We start from the raw sequence: 20,725 nt of genomic DNA, 5'->3' as shown, positions 1-20,725 counted from the left end.
TCCGTAAAATTACGGTGAATCCTAAGCTACATTGCTGGGGCCTACTGATACCCACTTCTCAAATGGGCCGCAAAACTGAGCCAGAGTAATCAGGTGAATCTTACTTGCCGGTGTGGCGTTCATAGAGTGTCCACGAAGGGGAATCGCGCGATCCGCCGCTGTGTTGTAGCCCCAGTCGGCCAAAAACAGCCCCACATCGCCTAGATCGGGCTGGGCCTGCACCGCCTGCAGGGCGTTTACTCGGTCTTCCACAAACCAGAGGTTAGCCTCCGGTTGAACGGCTTTAATCTGCCGCAGCGTCTCGTACTTGGGCCGTTTGACTTCTTTCCCAAAAATCCGATGGATTGGCTCGGGACCTAGGGGACCATTGCCGGGCAGCACAACGCCGCTCTTGGCCAGCAGCTGCTGAATAAACCGGCCTTCTTTAGTTGAAACAATTACTAACTCTACCCCTGCTGCTATCGCTTGCTGGAGGCGATCGATCACGCCGGGGTAGAAGCGCTGGTAGCTCAGCCAGTCGTCAACGTCGGCTTGAATCCAGCGATCGCGCACCCCATCCACCGCTTTGCCGATGGTGGCAGATGTCACCCCCGCCTGGGCCAGCAGTTGCGGCACGAGTTCAGGCCAGCGAGCGAGAATATCGCCCTCAGGCACCCCCGACATCAGTCCGTAGAGTACCAGCGGCATTTCCCACCCCGTTTCGACCACGGGCCGCAGCGGATAAAAGCGCTCCGCCAGCCCCTCCGGCGGTACCCCCGCGCCCGGTTCAAACACCTCGCTGTAGGCCCGCCAGGCCGTTTGAAAATACTCCCGCAGCCCGTCGCAGACCACGCCATCAAAATCGAGCGCCAGAATATCGGGGCCAGCCATAGGGGTAAGGGATTTGTAGGGATTTACGGTACAAGGTACAGGTTACAGGGCCACATCCTAAACCCCAATCCTTAAACCCATCACCATCCACCCATTCACCCCCTACTCCCCTACTCCCCCACTCCCCTCCGCCTGCTGCCGAATCAACTGCTGCACCGCCGTCAGAGCCCGGTTCAGCTCTGGGCCACGATAGGTAGGGTGCTGCTCAAAGGCCTGCTGCTCTTGCTCCAGCATCAGCACGTCTTCGCGCACCAGCCGTCGCAGCACAAAGCTAGCCGAGTTGGTAAAGGTCCGTTTAACGAACCGCCGCACGGCCAGCGGGGTTTTGTGCAGCTTCGGAAATCGCTCCAGGGAGGTAAAGTGCAGCAGGTAGGCGCGGGTGTGGGTCTCGCTTACCGGGCAAAACAGGCAATAAATGACGAAGTCATCCCCCAGGGTCGATCGCCAGTGGGGGTAACAGTAATAGACATCCAGCGGCTCGGGGTGCAGCTGACGCAGGGCCGGAATGACGAGCTGGCTGGCCGACCAGATTTTGTCGATGCGGTAGTAGCTCTCGGCGTCGTAGTGGGCGTGGACGTGGGTCTCGTCAGCTGCTAGCTCGGCCAGCACTGGGTTGGCCCATACCTGAGCACCGCCGTGCAGGTGACCGTGGTACATGTCCATTAAATTCTCAATTAAGAATGAGTAGTGGGCCTGCACGTCGATGGTGGTCAGCGAGCCAATGAAGTTGAGGTGCTCCCACTCGGGCACGCCCATAGGAGCCTTTTGCTCGGCCAGCTTGGCCTCACCAGGAAACAGCCAAATAAAGCCGTCCTGCTCTTGCACGGGGTACTGCCGTAGCTGGCAGGTGGGCAGCTTTTGCTGGGGCTCGAGGTAGGGCACGTGGGCGCAGCTGCCGTCGGGGGCAAACTGCCAGCCGTGGTAGGCGCAAGCAATGTTGTCACCCTCAACCGTGCCCTCGCTGAGTTTGACCTGGCGGTGGGGGCAGCGATCTTCGACGGCGATAGGGCGGCCGGTGCGATCGCGATATAGCACAATCGGCTGGTGCCATAGGTTCACCGATAGGGGCTGGGTGCCCAGTTCTTTGCTCTGGGCCACCACGTACCAGTGGTTGAGGTTGATTCCCAGCTGGCGCAGGGGTCGTTTCGGGGTCGGTGTCACCTCGGAATCTGAGGAATTCTGGCTGCTGCCCAGCTCAGGCTGTTTGAGGGTTGTGACCGTTGCTTCTCTTTCTAATCCGTCCATCTCACACCTGCCCTATCGCTGCAAATCATCTGCCTATGCCGAGGATGACCCCTAAATCTTCAGCACTCCTTCGGGGTTGACCGAGAGAATGGGGCGGCGTTGCACCCCTTCACGCTGCAAAATGGCGTTGGCTGCCAGCAAACCACTGCTCACCGCCCGCTCCATCAGGCCGCAGGGGAAGGGCATGCGCACCCAGTCGCCCGCAAATAGCAGGTTATTGACGGCGGTGGCGGTTTGGGGGCGGTTGGGGAAGCTGCCGGGAGGGAAACCGGCAAAATTCTTTTGGTTCACCAGCTGGCGGTGCAGCACGGTTGCGCCTTTTAGCTCAGGCACAATCTCGTATAGCTCGGCCTCAAAGGTGTCGAGAATATCGGCCTGGGTGGGAAATTCTTTCTCCTTATAACAGTAGGCATGAAGCTCGACGACGCTGCCCCCAGTGCGTTCACCCCAGGCAATGTAGTCGTCTTGAATGCGGTGGTAGAGGGTGATGCTGTCGGTGAGCCGATAGCCCGAGAGGGAGGTAAACCAGCTGTGCTGCCAGTCAAAGTCGCGATCGAGCCAGAAGCGGCCCACGGCAAAGGGGTCAGCCACCTGAAGCTGATCGATCTGGGAGACCAAGGTGGGTTCCACATCGCCGTCGGATAGCGAAAACAGCGCTTTGATGCCGGGAATGTCGGCGGCCATGACGTAGTAGTCGGCGGTGAGGTCGTGGGCGACGTTGGGCACGCCAGCGACGTTGGCAGCGATTAGCTGAATGCGATCGCCCTCTCGCTGCAAAACTTTAAACGTTGTTAAATTCTCCCGCGCAGGGCCGGCGAGCACCGCGCCGTCGCTGGCGTAGGCGGCCCCGTGGCAGGGGCAGAAGTAGCCCTCGGCCGATGTGGTTACCTGGCGCTGTACGCTACAGCCCTGGTGGGTGCAGGTCAGCGATAGGGCGGTTTTAGCGCCTGGGGCAACGGAGTAGACGCTGTCGCCCGCGCCAAAATATTCCATTTCGTCTGAACTCAGCAGGGGGTTACGATCGACCCAGAAGGGCACCGGATTGACCGCAACGCTGCCTTTTTGATAAGTCACCCCAGATATCTTGCCTTCTTGCCAGCCCACCTGGCTGACGGTCACACCGGTCAGCACCTGGCCGCCGTTGGCTTGGATAGCCTCAACCATGGGGTCGACCAGCGATCGCCCCATGTCTTGACGGGTACCGTTGAAGGCCAGCCCCTCAGGGTTGCCAAAGAAGTAGAAGTGAAAGAACTGCATCAGTTCCCCGGCGCTCAACACATCGGGAGAGTTGAGGCTTGACTTGGCGAAGGGCAAAAAGTAGAGGTCGTAGAGTCCGCGCGGGAAGTCGTTGCCCACCCACTCGGTTACCGACATTTGATCGAGGCGCTCGTAGGTTTGAGGATTACGGAAGCCGGTGATCTCGCGAAACACCTGGAGATGCTTGAGGTGGGTGAGGTTGATGCCCCACTCCAGCCGGTTGGAGGAGGAGATCGCCAGATCGACGATATTCCACGGAAACGCCGAATTGCTGGGGCGAAAGACTTCGGGGTCGTAGTGGTTCTTGTAAACCAATGAATAGTAGTCGAGGGACTTGAAATTCTGCTGAATGCTTAGCTCGTCAACCAGGCTAAACAGGTTGTAGTACTGCGGGAAAAAGCCGTGGAAGCCGTGCTCCATCATGAAGGAGTCGTCGCCTACCTGGATCGGCCAGCTGGCGATTTTGCCACCCAGCTGGGGCGATCGCTCTAGCAGCGTCACCGCTACGCCGCGCTGGCTGAGCTCGTAGGCGGCCGCCAGCCCTGCTAGGCCACCGCCAATCACCACCGCTGTAGTAGGCTTGCTGACCTGGGCGGGCAGTTCGAGGCGATCGCGCTGAAACACCGTGGGCTGGGGTTTGCTCAGGCGCGAATAGCTCAGTAGTGCTGCTATCCCCCCAACGCCAAACAGCTTGAGGACGTTGCGACGGGCCAGGGTTTGGGCAAACAGCCCCTCTAAGGATTGACTCATCTGAAGTTGTAGGCGTTGCTTGGGTCAAACTCGCTTGGGGGTGTTCCCCTAGGTGTGTGGAGAGCGACTTGGGCATTAACGGTAACACAGTCTCTCGGCCAGGAGAGGGGCATGTGGCGCTCCCGGTCAGAGGAGGCTGCAACCCGCGTGAAACCTGTTAAAGACTGTAGTATTAAGTTGCCTTTACAGTCTACTCATCCTGATGAAATACGCGCGAGAAACCCTGGCGGTTGCCCAGCGAATCTTAGTCGAGCTGTGGCGGCGACGGCGCAGTCTGGTTTTTTGGGCAATTTTCCCGGTTATTCTGCTAATTCTGAACAGTTTAATTTTGCAAGAGCGGTTGCAGATTACCTTGGCCGAGGCCTACACCCAGGCGGCTCCCTCGACCCTGGTGGGGGCGGCGCTGTTCTTTAGCGGGCTGGGGGGCAGCGTGGCTACGGTAGTCTCAGAGCGGGAGCAGAAGACGCTAAAGCGCCTGTTTTTGTCGCCCCTGAGCGGGGTGTCGTATTTTTTAGGCATTTGCCTAGCCTACGGGGTGATTGGGCTGGCTCAGGCGGCCTTGGTCTATGCGATCGCCCTCTCCCAGGGGGCCACCCTCGACGGCAACCCCCTCGCCAACTTGCTAATTGTGGTGCTTAGCATTGCCGCCTATGTGGGGGTAGGGTTTGTGTTGGGCACCCAGCTGGCCCGCCGCACCGAAGACGTCAACGCCCTAATTGCGGCCTTTGGCATTCCACTGATGATTTTGGGGGGCACCTTTTTGCCCACGGCGTTTTTTCCGGATTCCCTGGCCCAGCTCACTCGGTACAACCCCATCTACCACATGATCGAAGCTCTTTCGGGGGTGGTGGTCGAGGGCAGCACTCTAGCAGACGTGGGTGAGCACGTGGAGTTTTTGGGGCTGTTTGCGATCGCCATGGTGGTCGCCGGCTGGCTGGCCTACCGTCGCATGGTGCAGGTTGAGCGTCAGCTCTAGGGGCTGCTAGGCGCACTCCGCTTCCATGGCCGAAACGATACAGTGGTAAATATGCCTGCCCAGTCCTACAGTTGCCAAAAGCATTGCGCCCCTTCGTGAGTTCCAACTATCCAGTTTTAATGGTTATGCACCAGCCCACCTCTAACCCCGGTCGGGTGGGGAAGGTGCTACAGGAGCTGGGATTTGATCTTGATATTCGCTGTCCGGCCGCCGGACAGTCACTGCCCACCACCCTAGAACACCACAGCGGCACGGTGGTATTTGGCGGCCCCATGAGCGCCAACGACGAGCACTTAGATTTTATTGCTCAAGAGCTCGACTGGATTGCCCTCGCCCTCGCCGCTGAAAAACCTTACCTGGGCATTTGCTTAGGGGCGCAGCTGCTGGCCCGCGCCCTGGGTGCCTCCGTCATGCCCCACCCCACAGGCCAGCGTGAAATTGGCTACTACCCCATTCTGCCGACTCCAGCAGGCCAGGAGGTGTTTCCCGGGCCGCTGATAGTCTACCAGTGGCATCAGGAGGGGTTTATGCTGCCCCAGGGTAGCCAGCTGCTGGCCACTGGCAGCACCTTTCCCTACCAGGCGTTTCGTTACGGTAACCAGGCTTACGGGTTGCAGTTTCATCCCGAGATTACCACTACGATGGTCAACCATTGGACGACTGAAGGGGCCGACCATCTAGCTTATCCCGGTGCCCAGGGGCGGGCCTACCACCTCAGCCAGCATCGCCTCTACAGCGCGGCAGTAGGGCGCTGGTTGAAGCCGTTTTTAGCGGGCTGGCTAGGGGTTTCCGCCCAGGCCGAGGCGCTGTGGGGCAGTGCCGTCCCCGTCATCACAGCCTCTAAGGGAGCGTCATAGTTTGCGGGTTCGGCCCACAAACTACGGCCGAACCCGGCTCAATCGTTCCAGTTGTAAGCAGGAGGACACCGCGGGTGAACATTGGGGTAATTGGCACCGGCTTGATGGGGTCGCCCATGGCCCTCAGGCTGTTGTCGGCGGGTCACAAGGTTTGGGTCTACAACCGCACTCCCGATCGGCTTAAACCTTTGGAGCTGGCGGGGGCAAAGGTCTGTGCTACGCCCCTGGCTCTAATTCAGAGCGTGGAGGCCGTTATCTTTATGGTCACCAATGGGGAGGCGGTGCGATCGCTCCTTGAAGACATGGGCTTGGGCGATCGCGAAGCGTCCTCAGCGGAGAATCGCTCATCGCCCCTCGCCCACAAAGCCATCATTCAAATGGGCACCATTGCCCCTACCGAAAGTCAGCAGCTCGGCCAAATGGTGGCCCAAGCCGGGGGCACCTACCTGGAGGCCCCAGTCCTAGGCAGCATTTCCGAAGCTAAAAACGGCAAGCTGATCATCATGGCCGGAGCTGAAAACGAGGCTTATCAACGCTGGCAGCCTCTGCTGCAATGCCTGGGCACTACCCTCTACCATGTCGGCCCCGTGGGCAGCGCCGCCACCCTCAAGCTGACCATGAACCAGCTGATTGGCTCGCTCACCGCCGCCTTTGCCCAAAGCCTGGGGCTGGTGCAGTCGGCCGGTATCGATGTCGATACTTTCATGGCGGTGTTGCGCCAGAGCGCCCTCTACGCCCCCACCTTCGACAAAAAGCTGCAACGCATGCAGACTCGGCAGTTTGCCGACCCCAACTTTCCGACCAAACATTTGCTAAAAGACATGGGGCTGTTTGTGTCCGCCGCTAAGGCTGCTGGGCTCTCCCCCTTCCCTGCCGAAAGTGTGCGTCAGCTGGTCGAGCAGGCCGTGCAGACCGGTTTTGGCGACGACGACTACGCTGCCCTATTCAATATCGTCAGCCCCTTACCTAAACCAGAATAGGGTAGGTCTTTGAGGAAAGCTCGGCTGGCTCTGTCCGAGGAACCTGGGTTCGAAACCAGGCAGTATGCCGCTGCGCGTGCTCTGTCGGGATAGTCCGCATTACCCCGAAATAATATCGCAAATGTTCATTGGATTAGGACAGATTCGACGTAGGGGCATTGCAGTGCAATGCCCCTACCAGAGGATTGCGCCTGTCAGGGTGTCCTGACTAAATCAACTGCTGCAATATGCCTGTAGCCTGTCAAGCCTGGGCTAGACAGCCCCAAATACCGAGATTCAAGCCTAGCAGGCATTTTTCGCTCTTCTATTTTCGTTCTTTTGCTAAGTGCACCATGGCGCCATCCCAATTTTTGCCAGGGGCAGTGGCTGAGAGCCTAAGCACAGTAGCCATAGCTGTGCTTAAAGCCAACTCCAGTAGGTAAACTTCTCTACGACGGGAGTTTGGTCAAAATTGTTCTGAAGTTTGACAAATGTTACGGGTTTCAACATTCCGTAAAGCTATATCCGAGTTTTTATGTTATTTTTGGGCATCTTTTATCACAGCCAACGGTGACAACTACTGAAGCGTTGCCTTGTGAAAATCAAGGATTGAGAGGTAATTATCTCTCAGTAGCCCTACAACGGCGGTGAGTCTCTTCCACTGCGAGAGGGAACACCTATCGGCGGCGATGTGATAAAAGTTCAGTTAATCCATCGTGAAATTGATGTTGCCACGGATGCATCCTTGTGTAAAATCGTGGGCAATATCTGCAAACCCTAGCGCCCCTTTAAGGAGGTGAGACTTATATGACGGTGAGCACTCAACCCAATCTCATTCGGTTTCTACAGGACGAATTAGCCATTTCGACGGCCTCAATTCAGGTCGCTTTAAAGCACAGCGAGCAAGACCCTGGCCCGTTACCCATGATTCTGTGGCAGTACGGCTTGATAACCCTAGAGCAACTAGAGCAGATCTATGACTGGATGGAAGCGGCATAAGTCAAAGGCACCCCTGCCTAAATGTTAGAGGCGTAGCATTGGCTGCGCCTCTTGCCGTTTCTAGAATTACTCGAATACAAAGGCCACAGGTCAGCTATAGCCACCTCCCATCCCAGCAGCAGGTCGGGCAGTGCTAGGCGACCGCCATCATCTAAAAGAATTGTCTCATCCCCAGCTCGATACACCTCCACACACCGAGCCTCAGGGCCAATAAAAATGCCCACCTGCGAGCCCAGGGCTAGAAAATCTTGGATTTTGCTCCGCAACTTCGTCGGTTTCTCCGTTGGCGATTTCACTTCGACCATCAAGTCGGGGACAAGCTCCGCGAAGGACCGAGGGTTATGCGCCGCTCAGCTTTGATAAATGAAACATTGGGACGCGAGTATCAGCGTTAGGCAGTATAGAACCAGTGCCTCGACCGAGTTGACGGGGGTTCTAATTCGTGAGCCGTTAGCGTCATGGACTTAACCCTCACAGCAGAGGTGTTGTTCCTACATAACCATCAGCCTAATTGCTCTAAAACGTTGCGGATTGCTAGAGCAGTGGCAGGGGCAAGGAGGACGCCGTTACGGTAGTGGCCGGTGGCCAGCCAAATATTACTGTAGCCCGTCAAAGATTGGATAACTGGAGCAGCTTGGCCCTGGGGCCGGGGACGGAGGCCAGACCAGCGATGGGTAATCTTGCCTGCCGCTAGAGCTGGGCAGTAGGCTACTGCACTGGCTAGAACCTCGTCTAACCGCTCAGCCTCAGGCTTTATAGCCAAGGCTTCGTCTAAGCCGGTATCGGGTGGAAACTCTACCGTGGCCCCAACCCAACAGTCGCCGTTGCTTAGGGGCACTAGGTGAATGTCGTTGCCATTGACCACGGGCTGAAAGTCGAGATTGCCTAGGGGTTCGTCTAAGTGAAGGCGGAGGGCTTGGCCCAGCACGGGACCAATGGATGTTGATTGGTGGAGAGTTTGCGTAAGAGGGAGAGTGCCTAAGCCCGCCGCGAGAACGATCGCATCCGTTGCAAAGCTCTGATTTGGCGTGTGCACAGCGGTGCAGCGATGGTCTTCTTGGACTGAAGCCTCCCTCGCAGCCCCATCAAACCCCACCACGGGCTGGTCAAAGTGGAACTCAGCCCCGTTCGCCTGGGCACCGTCTACCAGCGCCAACGTGAGATCGGTAGGATTAACCTGAAAATCTTGGGGCGAGTAGATGCCGGCGACGACTCCAGCGGTGCTGAGGTGGGGACAGCGATCGCTCACCTGCTCCGGTTCCCATAACTCCAGCTCATATCCCTGTTGGTGGCGAATCGCCTGAAGCGATCGCCACCGAGGCAAGTCCTCAGCCGCAAAACACAGGCTAAGAATACCGTGGGTATTGTGCTGAATCGTTCGCCCTGTCAGCAATTCCAGTTCTGGAATTAGGGTTTGATAGCGCTTCAAGCTGCGCTCTCGCAGTTGCCAATTGCGGCCTTTCACCTTGTGGCTAATCACCGCCATGCCCACTCCCAGAGCGGCAGCGGTGGAACCCTGGGCTGGGGCCGTCTGATCGATCACCGTGACCTGAACCCCTTGGCAGAGGCTCAGCTCGTAGGCGATCGCGGCCCCTACAACGCCGCAGCCAATGATGGTGATGTGCTTCAAGGGAGGGTGAGCTGAGTCGGTCTATTGAAACGTCGGCACCAGACTCAGGAATGCGTCAAAGTCATCTAGAGCATTGCGATACTCTTGACCGGCAATCACCTGCTGGTTGTTAGCTGCGGCCTCGTCTAGGCGCTCTAGGTGAGTGTAAATCTCCTTGGCGAGAGACTGGGCTTGGGGCTTGTCTTTGGTTAGCAGTGTGCCCGCCAGCCGGTTGACCCGCATCCGCATTTCGCCCATGGGGCCGTGGATGAAGCTCTGCACGTTCACCCAGTCTTTCTGTTGAATGTAGCCCTGAAGCTCGGGGAAGCGATCGCGCAGCTCGGCCACAGCAGGGGTATACAGCTCCACCTGCTGCAATAGCTCTGGGGTATAGGTCGTCGGTATCTTGGCCGCTGGGCCACCGCAGGCCACCAGACAGGAGGCCACTACCGCCAGCAAAATTCCCAAAAGAGGTCTGAAGCGTCCCATAGTTAACCTTTGCGCTCTCTACATCAGTCGTCTGTATTTTACGCCGCTATGGGCTTCTTACAAACCTATTAAACTCTGCCATAGGTGGGGTTTAATAGGTTCCTCGCCATACCGCGTCGGCTACTCGACACACATCGTGCATCTCCGCCCCGTCGTGGACGCGGATGATATCAGCCCCGCCAGCGATCGCCGCACAGCAAGCCGCCGCCGTGCCCCACACCCGTTGCTGAGGGTCAGGCTGGTCTAAAATCCAGCCAATAAAGCTCTTGCGGGAGGGGCCCACCAGCAGCGGCCGCCCTAGATCGCGAAACCGACTGAGCTGCCGCAGCAGTTCTAGGCTCTGGGCAGAGGTTTTGGCAAAGCCTAGACCAGGGTCAACGGCAATTTTGCTGGGCTTAACGCCAACGGCGATCGCCGCTTCGATCTGGTGCTGCAAAAACTCGTGAATCTCGCCCACCAGATCGTGGTAGTCGGTGCGCTGCTGCATGGTAATTGGGGTACCCCGCAGGTGCATGATCATGATCGGGACGCCCAGGTCGGCCACCGTCGAGAGCATGCCATTGTCGTAGGTGCCCGCTGAGATGTCGTTGACAATATCGGCCCCGGCCTTCACCGCCGCTCGCGCCACCGACGACCGGGTAGTATCCACTGAGATAATCGCTTGAGCTAGGGTGTCGTCGTCATCGCGACGAATGGCCTCAATCACTGGAATCACCCGCTCCAGCTCTTCGGTACGGGAGATCGACTCGGCCCCTGGCCGGGTAGACTGACCGCCAATGTCGAGAATATCGGTGCCGTGGTGCACCAGATGGCGCGCCTGGGCCACAGCTCGCTCAACGGTGTTAAACTGGCCGCCGTCGCTAAAACTGTCGGGGGTGACGTTGAGCACCCCCATCAGGTAGGTGCGGCTGCCCCAGGTCAAGGTGCGATCGCGAATTTTCCAGGGAGACGGCACCGTAAGCACAGACATGATAATTACTCAGCTAGACCTCTGCCTAGCTTAGACGAATTAGGGGGTTGGGCGTTGGGTTTTGGGTTAGGGGTATAGGGTATACGGCTTGCTGTTTACGGCTTTTTCCTACACCGTGCACCCTGAACCCTCTACAACACCTTCTCTAAGAACTGCTGGGCGCGATCGCTCTTTGGGGCGCTAAAAAATACATCCGGCGGTGCGTCTTCCACCAGGTAGCCACCGTCGAGAAACAGCACGCGGTTGGCCACCTCGCGAGCAAAGCCCATCTCGTGGGTCACAATCGCCATGGTGATGCCCGTTCTAACCAGCGCCTTCATCACATCCAGCACTTCTTTGACCATTTCGGGGTCAAGGGCGCTGGTGGGCTCGTCAAACAGCATCACATCGGGCTCCATGGCCAGGGCGCGGGCGATCGCCACCCGCTGCTTCTGTCCCCCCGACAGTCGCGACGGGTACTGGTCGGCTTTTTCCGCTAGACCGACTTTGTTGAGCAGATCCATGGCAATTTTGCTGGCGTCGGCCTTCGAGAGCCCCCGCACCTTCATCGGCGCGTAGGTGAGGTTGCCCATCACTGTTTTGTGGGGAAACAGGTTGAAGTGCTGAAACACCATACCCACATTCTGACGCACCTTGAGAATGTCGCACTTAGGCGAGGTAATGTCGATGCCACCGACAAAAATGTGTCCGGCTGTAGGCACCTCCAGCAAATTGATGCAGCGCAGCAGGGTTGACTTACCCGATCCCGAGGGGCCGATAATGGCTACCACTTCTCCACTGTCTACTTCGGTAGAAATATCCTTCAGCACCTCCAGCGGCCCGAAAGATTTAACTAAATGCTCGATTCTAATCACTGCGGCGCATCCTCCGCTCAAGAACGTTAGCAGCCTGGGTCAGCCCCATCACCATGACGTAGTAAATTACCCCCACCACCAGCAGCGGCTCAAAGTAGAGGAAGGTTTGCCCCGCCACCACCTGGGCCCGCCGCATCAGGTCTAATACTCCAATGGTAGACACCAGGGCCGAATCTTTTAGTAGCGCAATGGTCTCATTCACCAGGGCGGGCAAAATATTCTTGAAAGCCTGGGGCAAGATGATGTCGAGCATCATCGGCCTGTAGGGCACACCAAGGGACATAGAAGCCTCCCGCTGCCCTTTATCCACTGCCATAATGCCGGCGCGAATGGTCTCAGAACTGTAGGCCGCCGAGTTGAGCGAGAAGGTAAACACCCCCGCCTCAATCGGCGTAATCTTGTAGCCAATCAGCTGAGGGGTAGCAAAGTACACCAGCGCCAGCTGCAAAATCAGCGGCGTACCCCGAAAAATTGACGTGTAGAACTCTGCAAACCACCGCAGCGGCTTGATGTTGGAGATCTTGAGCAGCGACAGCAAGGTGCCTAGGGTAAACCCAAATAGGGCAGACAGCACCGTAAACCTGAGGGTAACCAGAATGCCATTCAGGATGAAGGGCAGCGATGGAATAATTTGGCCGAAGTCTAAGTTCATGGGGGTAGGTTGATAGGGCTCGACTACTCAGCCCTGTCGCCGAACCACTTAACAATCAGCTCTTCCATCATGCCGCTCGACTCCATTTCGGCCAGCACTCGATCAAATTCGCTCACCAGCTCAGAGTCCTTGGGAAATGCGATCGCAGAACCCGCCGACCCCTCTTCGGGAATTTCTACCGCTTCCAAGTCGGGGTTGTTGGCTAAAAAGCCCTCGGCTACGGTGTCCTCAATAATGGCGGCGTCAATGCGACCCGACTTGAGCTCTTGAACGATTTCGTTAATGCGGTTGAGGGGCGACAATTTCACATTGGGCACGGTCTCTACCAACTCGTTAGCCAACTCCTCTTGAATGGAGCCCAGCTGCACCCCCACGGTTTTGCCGCTCAGGTCTTCGGGAGACGCGATTCCACCCCCCGACTGAAACACGATGGTCTGCTTGGCGTCGTAGTAAATCTCAGAAAAATCAACGTTTTGCTTGCGCTCTTCGGTGGGGGTCATGCCCGCCATGACAAAGTCGGCCCGCCCCGCCTGTAACGCCGGGATCAGGCCGTTAAAGTCAATATTGGTAATCTCCAGCTCATAGCCCAGCTCTTCGGCAATGTGGCGGGCAATATCGACGTCAAAGCCGACGATTTCTTCAGCACCGCCAGCGGTTTCGACAAACTCGTAAGGAGGGTAGTCAGCGGAGGTCGCCATGGTCAAAACGCCACCGCCCGCCTGGTCACCCCCAGCTGCCCCGTCGCCTCCGGCAGATTGGCCGCCGCCCCCACAGGCTGTAGTAAGACCCACAGTAGCCAGAGCAACAGCGGCGGTGGATGCCAAAAACCAGCGTCGTTTCATGGTCTTTCCTCACAAACTTCTCGGGGCGATAGGGCTGGGTTGCCCAGGCAGCAGCAACACTGTAGAACAGGGGTGCGATTTTTAACCAGCACCCGACGATGGATATCTATCAGCCTCAAAGTGAACTTAATATAGTCTGCAGAGAAAAAATCCCGTTAGAAGTAGGAAAAACTACCGTTTTGCCAAGTCTTGCTCCTAGGGAGCGACATCCTTAGGTAAAAAATGATCGCCGAGCTGGTTGGTTGACCACTGATATTCAACGTCGATTTTGACCTGTCTACAGGTTTCTTCGAGCTGGCGCTGCTGCGACAGAGCCTTGCGCAGGGCAACGATCAACTCCTGCACCTGCACCCGAATCTGAGGATTTTGGTAGGCCACCGACATAGTTTGCTGCTCCAGCAGTCGCAGCAGCAGTTCATAGTGAATATGTGAAGGGAGTGGGAGCGGTTTGCCTAGATTTGCCATTGCGGTGCCCCAGGGTGAGATCTGTTGATTAAACCAGGAAGTCGTTAAAGACTTCAGTATCTAGTCCGTGTTTTTTTCATAAAGCTGGTCAATAGCCAGCCCTGGGTCGGGTTGGCGAATTAGCGACTCGCCCACTAGCACGGCAGCCGCGCCAGCTGCCGTCACCGCCCGTAGGTCTGCTGGGGTGTGAATACCTGACTCGCTAACCAGCAGCGCACTGCTGGCGGCTAGGGCCTCACGCCGTACCTCAATCAGCTCTGCGGTGGTCTCTAGGCGGGTGGTAAAGGTTTCTAGGTCGCGGTTATTGATGCCAATCAGCGCCAGGCCCGGCACCGCTAGCACGCGATCTAACTCCTCCAGGGTGTGAACTTCGACCAGCACCGCCATCCCCAAAGCTTTGGCAATCTGGGCAAAATAGGTCAGATCTTGGTCAGAGAGAATGGCGGCAATCAGCAGCACCGCGTCGGCCCCCTTCGACCGGGCCAGATACATTTGATAGGGGTAGATGATGAACTCTTTACACAGCAGTGGCAGGTCAACCACTTCCCGAATCTGGGTTATGTAATCAAAGTCTCCCTGAAAGAAGGTTTTGTCGGTGAGCACCGAAAGGCAGGTGGCCCCGTGAGCAGCGTAGGTTTGGGCGATCGCCACCGGATCAAAATCAGGCCGCATCACCCCCTTGCTAGGAGAGGCCTTTTTCACCTCAGCAATCAGCGCAGGAGTCGTGCGGCCATTGCGCAGAGCGCCAACAAAGTCGCGGGGCGGGGGAGCATCGAGCACCTGCCGTTGCAAATCGGCCAAGGGTAGGCGCTCCCGCAGCTGAGCGACCTCTGTCTCCTTTTGCCAAACAATTTCTTCTAATATATTTCGGGGTTCAGCATCGTCTACTTTGATTTGATACTGCAAGTGTTTAACCGCAACAGCGGGGTTGGGAGGGCGGCGGCGAATCTTCATATTGGGATTTATATTGGCGATTTTGAACGGTAGGGTGGGCATTGCCCACCCCTGTCTGGGCTAGTTACCAGTTTCTAAATTGTAGGGTGGACATCACCGCCCTCGCTTGAGCGCACCATCAAACCGTCAAGTCACTGCCCGGCTGATAAAACTAGTCCTGCCCCAGTCCTACCCCTTCAAAGCTGGGTTGGGGCAGGTGAGGGCGTTGCCCACCCTACGCATTTAGGCCGACACTACTACCGCCCGCTTAAAGGCTTCGTCGAGCACTTCCGAGAGGGTGGGGTGGGTGTGGACGCAGAACGACAGTTCGGTTACGGTCTGGCCGTTGGCGATCGCATTGGCCGCTTCCTGAATCAGATCCGCCGCGTGCATACCAATGATGTGGGCACCAAGAATTTCGCCGGTGTCTTTGCGGTAGATTACCTTGGCTAGCCCGTCGCCCTCGCCCTCGGCTAGAGCCTTAGAGTTGCCTTTAAAGTAGGTTTTCACGGTGTCGATGGCAAAGCCCTCGGCCTCGGCCAGGGTCTTAGCGGCGGGTTCCGTCAACCCCACAAAGCTGACCTCGGGGTGGGTAAAGGCCGCCGCCGGAATGCTGAGGTAGTTGATCTGGCGCGGTTCACCGCAGATGGTTTCTACTGTGAGAATTCCCTGGGCTGAGGCGGCGTGGGCCAGCATCATTTTGCCGGTGGCGTCGCCGATCGCCCACAGGTGGGGCACCGGCTGGCCATCCCGCAGCACTTGCAGGTGGTCATCCACAGGAATGAAGCCCCGACGATCAGCCTCGACGCCGACTTTTTCTAATCCCAAATCTTTGGTCGCCGGGATGCGCCCGGTGGCCACTAGGCAGGCGTCAACCTCCAGGGTTTCGACCACTTCGCGGGTCTCGCGATTGGCCAGCTCAATCACCACCGGGGTGCCAGGGATGACTTTCTGGGCAATCACTCCAGCGCGGGTTTCGATGTCGCGGGGGGCAATCAGCACCCGCTGGGCAATCTTGGCGATGTCGGGGTCGAAGGTGGGCATCAGCTGATCCAGCGCTTCGATGATGGTGACTTCGCAGCCTAGGGCAGTATAGACATCCGAGAACTCTAGGCCGATATAGCCACTGCCGATAATGGCGATCCAGTCGGGCAACCAGTCGAGCTTCAGGGCTTCGTCGCTAGTAAAGACGGTTTTGCCGTCGGTCTCAATGCCGGGGGGCACAAAAGGCACCGAGCCGGGCGACAAAATAATGTCTTTGGCCGTCACAATTTTTTCGCCGTCGGGGGTGGCGATCGCCGCCTTCTGCTCCCCCGCCAGCCGAGCCCAGCCCTTGATGATATCGACCCCCAGCCGGGTCAGGCTGTTGGTCATGTCGCCCTGGATCTTGCTGACCAGGTTTTTGGCGTGGTCGGCAATGGCCTCGCGATCGTAGGTGACATTGCCCACCGAAATACCCAGGGACTTGAGGTGGTGCTCATTGCGCAGCTCTCGCACGCGGCCCGACGCTGCCAGCAGCGCCTTAGAGGGAATGCAGCCCCGGTTTACGCAGGTGCCTCCCATCACATCAGCTTCAACAATAGCCGTCTTTAACCCCCGCTTCACCGCGTGCAGGGCGGCCCCATGGCCCCCTACCCCAGCGCCAATAATTAGCAGGTCGTAATCAAATGCGTCGCTCACAGCAGGCTCCTGAACAGGTAATCCAATAATCTAAACAGGGTTGATTCAAGCTAGGTCGTAGGAGGATTCTGCCCTTAGCCTAGCGGCAAATGTGGGCTAGAGACAGGGGTCGCAGAGTATGGATGCTACGACAAACAAAGTTTCTTTTCATTCTTGACCACCGAGAGCAATCAGACAAGCCGGGGAGGGTGATGGGGTAGATGGGTGGTCAGTGGTTGGGTGATCAAGCTTACTCTTTCACTCCCCTACTCTCCCACTCCCGCTGTCGCCGCGCCTCATAGAGCAGCAGTGCCGCCGAAACCCCTACGTTGAGAGACTCTACGGCTCCGGCCATGGGGATGCGCACCTGCACCGTGGCCTGACGCTGAAGGTCGGCTGACAGCCCGGCCCCCTCATTGCCCAGCACAATCACCGTGGGTTTGGTGAAATCTACGGCCCAGTAGTCTGTGGTGGCGTAGGAGCTAGTGGCCACCAACTGCACCCCAGCCTGATTCCAGTTTGTCAACAAGGAATTCAAATCATCTACTACCGCCAGGGGCAGCCGAAACCACTGGCCCGCTGAAGCTCGCAGCACCCTGGGATGGTCGGGGGCCACGCTGTCGGCGCTCAACCACAGACCATCGACCCCAGCCGCTACCGCCGTGCGAATAACTGTGCCCAAATTTCCGGGATCTTGGAGGGTTTCCACCGCTAGCCCTATGCCCTGAACGTCGAGGTTGGGCGGGTGCAGGAGTTGGGGTGCGATCGCCACTACCCCATCGGGATGCTGGGTCGTCGCCATGCCCTCTAAAACAGCGTCAGACACCAGCTCAACTCGCTCGGCCCGCTGCTCTAGTCTCAAAGCTAAATCGGGATGGGCCTGCTGCCAAGCCGGGGTGTAGCAGGCAATGTCTAGGGGATAGCTAGTGGCGAGGGCTTCCTGGATCAGGTGGGTGCCTTCGAGCAGAAACTGAGCCTGCGATCGCCGCGCCTTGGCCTGGTGTAGCTTCCTAAAAAGTTTAACCAGGGGATTTTGCAGGCTCGTAAGCATGACGTAATCCCCTGGTTAATCGTTTGACTGTCGCCGTCGACTATGAGATGCGGAACCCGGGACTTGAACCCGGAAGTTATTGCTAACACTAGGACCTGAACCTAGCGCGTCTACCAATTCCGCCAGTTCCGCTGGCCGGGCGTTATTACCGCCGCGATTTGTAATCATGCACTGAGTTTGCACCCAAGTCAAGCGTGTAAAAAAAGATTTCGCGATTTTAAGCGAATCAGCTATCCTGATGTGGCCAAGCCCGGCAAATAAGTCTTGACTACTGTGGCGAAATTGATGATTTCGAGTAGGATCTAGACGAAATTTGGGAAAAGGTGGAGTTATCAGTCGTGGAGGACACCGCTATCGTTACGTCCATTGGTTTACCTAACCCTGTAGCCGCTGCCGAAGCGGATGGTGCTGTCCTTGAAATTACCGGCGGTACTCCCCTGAGAGGCCAGGCCACCATCAGCGGAGCCAAAAATTCTGCCCTGGTGGTGATGGCCGGTACCCTGCTGTGCTCACAGCCCTGCCGCATTCGCAATATTCCTCACCTGATGGATATTGAGCGGATGGGGGAGGTGCTCACCGCCCTCGGGGTAGGCCTGAAGCGCGAAGACGATGCCCTGGTGGTAGACGCCACCACCATCGCCCATACCAAAGCGCCCTACGACGTGGTTAGCCGTCTGCGAGCTAGCTTCTTTGTCATCGGCCCGCTGCTGGCCCGCATGGGGGTAGCGCGCATTCCTCTGCCCGGCGGCTGCGCGATCGGGGCTCGCCCAGTGGAGCTCCACGTGCGCGGGCTTCAGGCTATGGGTGCCGATGTGCACATTGAGCACGGTACCGTGCACGCCTACGTACCCGGCAGCGGTGGCCGCCTGCAGGGGGCCAAAATTTACCTCGACTACCCCAGCGTGGGGGCCACCGAAACCTTGATGATGGCGGCTACCCTGGCTGACGGCGAAACCATTATTGAAAACGCTGCCCAGGAGCCTGAAGTCACTGACTTGGCCAACTTCTGTCGAGCCATGGGGGCGCGGATTCGCGGCGCGGGTACCAACACCATCACTATTGTTGGGGTGCCCAGCCTGCACAGCACCGACTATGGCATCATTCCCGATCGCATTGAGGCCGGCACCCTGCTGGTGGCCGGGGCGATCACCCGCTCTGAGATCAGCCTATACCCGGTAATTCCTGAGCACCTCACCGCCGTGATTGCCAAGCTCCAAGAAATTGGCGGGCAGGTAGTGGTTGATGGCCCCAGTCGCGTGCGCTACGTGCCTTCCCATACCATTGCCTCCACCGATATTCAAACCGGGCCGTTTCCGGGCTTTCCCACCGATATGCAGGCCCAGTTTATGGCCTTGATGGCGGTCTGCGAAGGCAGCAGCCTGATCACCGAAACGGTGTTTGAAAATCGCTTGCGCCACGTGGCCGAGCTCAACCGCATGGGGGCCGACATTCGCCTCAATGGCAACTGCGCCATTATTAAGGGCGTTCATCAGCTCTCGGGGGCTCCGGTGCTGGCTACCGACCTGCGAGCCTCGGCTGCTCTAGTGCTGGCCGGTTTAGCCGCCAAGGGCACCACCACCATCCAGGGTCTGCACCACCTCGATCGCGGCTATGACGATCTGGAGGGCAAGCTCCGACTGCTGGGGGCCAACCTGCGTCGCTATAACGACGGCTCCGTTCCCGCTATTTAGCGCTAGGCGCTGACGGTGATCGCATAGGGGGCCAGGGTAGGAATCTGCCTTGGCCCTTTGCTTTTAGGGCAATGGATTGGGGCGGCGATCGCACTCTTTTATACAGATCAGCCACCCGATCGGCACCTTACACTAGCAACAGCAATCTTCTACTGGTTGACCCGCCTATGACCTTGGCTCGCCCCGTTACTGACTGGGATGCTCTAGCCCAAGCCTTTGGAGCGATCGAAACGATTCGCGACCCCAACCAGCGCGAAAAACTCTCCAAGGACTATTACTATTTCAGCCCAGTGCTGCAAGGGCAGCTAGCCAACCTCGTCGCCGATTTGATCGTGCGTCCTACCAGCGAAGCAGAAGTGCTGGCGGTGGCCAAGGTCTGTGTAGAGGCGCGGGTGCCCGTCACCGTGCGGGGGGCGGGCACCGGCAACTACGGCCAGTGCATTCCCCTAGAGGGCGGGGTGGTGCTCGACCTGAGCAAAATGAACGCGGTGAAGCGGGTTGAGCCAGGGGTGGCCTGGGTAGAGCCGGGAGCTAAACTCTCGGCCATTGATAAAGTCACCCGCGAATCCGGGTGGGAACTGCGGATGTATCCCTCCACCTACCGCACGGCGACTATTGGCGGCTTTATTGGCGGCGGCAGCGGCGGCATTGGCTCGATTACCTACGGGCAGCTGCGCGATCGCGGCAACCTCAACGCGGTGCGCGTTGTCACCTTTGAAGACAATCCTCGCATCATTGAGCTACGCGGCGATGAGGTGCAAAAGGTCAACCACGCCTACGGCACCAACGGCATTATCACCGAGCTAGAGATTCCTCTTGGCCCGGCCTACCCTTGGGCGGAGGTGATTGTGACCTTCGACGACTTTATGACCGCCGCCCACTTTGGCCAGGCCCTAGGTGATGCCGACGGGCTGATCAAAAAGTTGATCAGCATCCACGCCTGGCCGATCCCCAGCTACTTTGCGTCTCTGAAACCCTACCTGCCCGAGGGCAAAGCGGCGGCGCTGCTGATGGTGGCCGAGCCTTCCCTCGCCCTGTTTGGGGAACTGGTGAAGGAATTTGGCGGTACCATCACCTACAGCAAATCGGCTCAGGAAGCCAGTAAAGGCGCGCCCCTGGCGGAGTTCACCTGGAACCACACCACCCTCCACGCCCGCAGCGTTGACCCATCGCTTACCTATCTGCAAACCCTGTTTCCCTACGATCCCAAGTTGGAACGGGTGCAGCACTTCTATGAGCACTTTGGCGACGAGGTGATCATGCACCTGGAATACCTGCGCATGGGGGGCAACACGATTCCGGCGGCGCTGCAGATTGTGCGTTACTCGACCCCCGAGCGGCTGGCGGAAGTTATTCGCTACCACGAAGACAACGGGGCGCTGATCGCCAACCCCCACACCTACCTGCTTGAAGACGGCGGTATGAAAAAGGTAGATGCGGTGCAGGTGAACTTTAAAGCTGAGGTTGACCCCTACGGGCTGCTCAACCCCGGTAAAATGCGCGGCTGGCTAGAGCGAGGTAAGGCGTTGCCCCATGGTTCTTCCCCCGCATCCAACTAAACGTTTAGGGTTGTCTGCCGCCGCACAACTTTGCCGTT

Annotated in this window: 20 protein-coding genes and 1 tRNA gene; 6 read left to right on the top strand and 15 right to left on the bottom strand. The window is 57.9% G+C overall.

Annotated features, from left to right (window positions below; translation table 11 throughout):
- Positions 1-21 precede the first annotated feature (21 nt).
- The 3 genes from H6F59_RS19590 to H6F59_RS19580 form a co-directional block, all read right to left on the bottom strand.
- Entirely contained in the window at positions 22-870 is an 849-nt protein-coding gene (locus tag H6F59_RS19590; protein ID WP_190704199.1) for an HAD family hydrolase, read from the bottom strand.
- A 102-nt stretch (positions 871-972) separates the two neighbouring features.
- Entirely contained in the window at positions 973-2,007 is a 1,035-nt protein-coding gene (locus tag H6F59_RS19585) for an aromatic ring-hydroxylating dioxygenase subunit alpha (protein WP_242021585.1), read from the bottom strand.
- A 159-nt stretch (positions 2,008-2,166) separates the two neighbouring features.
- On the bottom strand, positions 2,167-4,122 hold the full coding sequence (locus tag H6F59_RS19580) for an FAD-dependent oxidoreductase (RefSeq protein ID WP_190704190.1): 1,956 nt from the start codon (positions 4,120-4,122) through the stop codon (positions 2,167-2,169).
- 202 nt (positions 4,123-4,324) lie between these two features.
- On the opposite strand from H6F59_RS19580, the gene H6F59_RS19575 reads away from it, so the two are divergent.
- The 4 genes from H6F59_RS19575 (at position 4,325) to H6F59_RS19560 (ending at position 7,913) form a co-directional block, all read left to right on the top strand.
- Positions 4,325-5,098, top strand: coding sequence for an ABC transporter permease (locus tag H6F59_RS19575; protein WP_190704187.1), 774 nt, complete (start codon positions 4,325-4,327; stop codon positions 5,096-5,098).
- Positions 5,099-5,193: 95 nt separating this feature from the next.
- The gene (locus H6F59_RS19570; protein WP_313887259.1) at positions 5,194-5,955 is read left to right on the top strand and encodes a glutamine amidotransferase-related protein; all 762 of its coding nucleotides are present in this window, start codon (positions 5,194-5,196) and stop codon (positions 5,953-5,955) included.
- Between the two features lie 74 nt (positions 5,956-6,029).
- Positions 6,030-6,935, top strand: a complete 906-nt coding sequence (locus H6F59_RS27130) for an NAD(P)-binding domain-containing protein (protein WP_190704180.1) — start codon at positions 6,030-6,032, stop codon at positions 6,933-6,935.
- Positions 6,936-7,721: 786 nt separating this feature from the next.
- Complete coding sequence (locus H6F59_RS19560; protein WP_190516164.1) at positions 7,722-7,913, top strand: DUF2949 domain-containing protein; 192 nt, start codon at positions 7,722-7,724, stop codon at positions 7,911-7,913.
- A gap of 17 nt (positions 7,914-7,930) precedes the next feature.
- On the opposite strand, the gene H6F59_RS19555 is transcribed toward H6F59_RS19560, so the two are convergent.
- The 12 genes from H6F59_RS19555 to H6F59_RS19500 form a co-directional block, all read right to left on the bottom strand.
- A complete protein-coding gene (locus H6F59_RS19555) occupies positions 7,931-8,218 on the bottom strand; it encodes a Uma2 family endonuclease (protein ID WP_190704176.1) in 288 nt (95 codons plus the stop codon).
- A 197-nt stretch (positions 8,219-8,415) separates the two neighbouring features.
- Entirely contained in the window at positions 8,416-9,543 is a 1,128-nt protein-coding gene (locus H6F59_RS19550; protein ID WP_190704172.1) for an FAD-binding oxidoreductase, read from the bottom strand.
- A gap of 21 nt (positions 9,544-9,564) precedes the next feature.
- The gene (gene psbQ / locus H6F59_RS19545) at positions 9,565-10,011 is read right to left on the bottom strand and encodes a photosystem II protein PsbQ (RefSeq protein WP_242021575.1); all 447 of its coding nucleotides are present in this window, start codon (positions 10,009-10,011) and stop codon (positions 9,565-9,567) included.
- 91 nt (positions 10,012-10,102) lie between these two features.
- Positions 10,103-10,981, bottom strand: coding sequence for a dihydropteroate synthase (folP, locus tag H6F59_RS19540; protein WP_190516169.1), 879 nt, complete (start codon positions 10,979-10,981; stop codon positions 10,103-10,105).
- Positions 10,982-11,112: 131 nt separating this feature from the next.
- The gene (locus H6F59_RS19535; RefSeq protein WP_190704169.1) at positions 11,113-11,835 is read right to left on the bottom strand and encodes an ATP-binding cassette domain-containing protein; all 723 of its coding nucleotides are present in this window, start codon (positions 11,833-11,835) and stop codon (positions 11,113-11,115) included.
- Entirely contained in the window at positions 11,828-12,487 is a 660-nt protein-coding gene (locus tag H6F59_RS19530) for an amino acid ABC transporter permease (RefSeq protein ID WP_190516174.1), read from the bottom strand. Before H6F59_RS19530 ends, H6F59_RS19535 begins: the two co-directional genes overlap by 8 nt.
- 23 nt (positions 12,488-12,510) lie before the next feature.
- The gene (locus tag H6F59_RS19525) at positions 12,511-13,329 is read right to left on the bottom strand and encodes a transporter substrate-binding domain-containing protein (RefSeq protein WP_190704164.1); all 819 of its coding nucleotides are present in this window, start codon (positions 13,327-13,329) and stop codon (positions 12,511-12,513) included.
- Positions 13,330-13,524: 195 nt separating this feature from the next.
- Complete coding sequence (locus H6F59_RS19520; RefSeq protein WP_190516179.1) at positions 13,525-13,794, bottom strand: DUF5340 domain-containing protein; 270 nt, start codon at positions 13,792-13,794, stop codon at positions 13,525-13,527.
- 60 nt (positions 13,795-13,854) lie between these two features.
- Complete coding sequence (gene trpC / locus H6F59_RS19515) at positions 13,855-14,748, bottom strand: indole-3-glycerol phosphate synthase TrpC (RefSeq protein ID WP_190704328.1); 894 nt, start codon at positions 14,746-14,748, stop codon at positions 13,855-13,857.
- 222 nt (positions 14,749-14,970) lie between these two features.
- A complete protein-coding gene (gene lpdA / locus H6F59_RS19510) occupies positions 14,971-16,407 on the bottom strand; it encodes a dihydrolipoyl dehydrogenase (protein ID WP_190516183.1) in 1,437 nt (478 codons plus the stop codon).
- Between the two features lie 229 nt (positions 16,408-16,636).
- Positions 16,637-17,437 carry an RNA methyltransferase gene (locus H6F59_RS19505; protein ID WP_190704161.1) on the bottom strand — a complete coding sequence of 267 codons (801 nt, stop codon included), beginning with the start codon at positions 17,435-17,437 and terminating at the stop codon, positions 16,637-16,639.
- Between the two features lie 48 nt (positions 17,438-17,485).
- A tRNA-Leu gene (locus H6F59_RS19500) sits at positions 17,486-17,569 on the bottom strand.
- Between the two features lie 206 nt (positions 17,570-17,775).
- On the opposite strand from H6F59_RS19500, the gene murA reads away from it, so the two are divergent.
- On the top strand, positions 17,776-19,128 hold the full coding sequence (gene murA / locus H6F59_RS19495; protein WP_313887257.1) for a UDP-N-acetylglucosamine 1-carboxyvinyltransferase: 1,353 nt from the start codon (positions 17,776-17,778) through the stop codon (positions 19,126-19,128).
- Positions 19,129-19,295: 167 nt separating this feature from the next.
- Positions 19,296-20,687, top strand: coding sequence for an FAD-binding oxidoreductase (locus H6F59_RS19490; RefSeq protein ID WP_190704158.1), 1,392 nt, complete (start codon positions 19,296-19,298; stop codon positions 20,685-20,687).
- The last annotated feature ends 38 nt before the right edge of the window (positions 20,688-20,725 follow it).

It is taken from the genome of Nodosilinea sp. FACHB-141, assembly GCF_014696135.1.
Lineage (GTDB): Bacteria > Cyanobacteriota > Cyanobacteriia > Phormidesmidales > Phormidesmidaceae > Nodosilinea.
The sequence above is the reverse complement of the archived record's forward strand: the minus strand, read 5'-3'. Positions and strand labels throughout refer to the sequence as shown.

What these genes read in the sequence shown, in the direction of transcription:
- trpC (WP_190704328.1), bottom strand. Translation starts at nt 14,748, where the DNA reads ATGAAGATTCGCCGCCGCCCTCCCAACCCCGCTGTTGCGGTTAAACAC.
- psbQ (WP_242021575.1), bottom strand. Translation starts at nt 10,011, where the DNA reads ATGGGACGCTTCAGACCTCTTTTGGGAATTTTGCTGGCGGTAGTGGCC.
- folP (WP_190516169.1), bottom strand. Translation starts at nt 10,981, where the DNA reads ATGTCTGTGCTTACGGTGCCGTCTCCCTGGAAAATTCGCGATCGCACC.
- H6F59_RS19530 (WP_190516174.1), bottom strand. Translation starts at nt 12,487, where the DNA reads ATGAACTTAGACTTCGGCCAAATTATTCCATCGCTGCCCTTCATCCTG.
- H6F59_RS19560 (WP_190516164.1), top strand. Translation starts at nt 7,722, where the DNA reads ATGACGGTGAGCACTCAACCCAATCTCATTCGGTTTCTACAGGACGAA.
- H6F59_RS19575 (WP_190704187.1), top strand. Translation starts at nt 4,325, where the DNA reads ATGAAATACGCGCGAGAAACCCTGGCGGTTGCCCAGCGAATCTTAGTC.
- H6F59_RS19525 (WP_190704164.1), bottom strand. Translation starts at nt 13,329, where the DNA reads ATGAAACGACGCTGGTTTTTGGCATCCACCGCCGCTGTTGCTCTGGCT.
- H6F59_RS19520 (WP_190516179.1), bottom strand. Translation starts at nt 13,794, where the DNA reads ATGGCAAATCTAGGCAAACCGCTCCCACTCCCTTCACATATTCACTAT.
- H6F59_RS19590 (WP_190704199.1), bottom strand. Translation starts at nt 870, where the DNA reads ATGGCTGGCCCCGATATTCTGGCGCTCGATTTTGATGGCGTGGTCTGC.
- H6F59_RS19505 (WP_190704161.1), bottom strand. Translation starts at nt 17,437, where the DNA reads ATGCTTACGAGCCTGCAAAATCCCCTGGTTAAACTTTTTAGGAAGCTA.
- H6F59_RS19580 (WP_190704190.1), bottom strand. Translation starts at nt 4,122, where the DNA reads ATGAGTCAATCCTTAGAGGGGCTGTTTGCCCAAACCCTGGCCCGTCGC.
- H6F59_RS19555 (WP_190704176.1), bottom strand. Translation starts at nt 8,218, where the DNA reads ATGGTCGAAGTGAAATCGCCAACGGAGAAACCGACGAAGTTGCGGAGC.
- H6F59_RS19490 (WP_190704158.1), top strand. Translation starts at nt 19,296, where the DNA reads ATGACCTTGGCTCGCCCCGTTACTGACTGGGATGCTCTAGCCCAAGCC.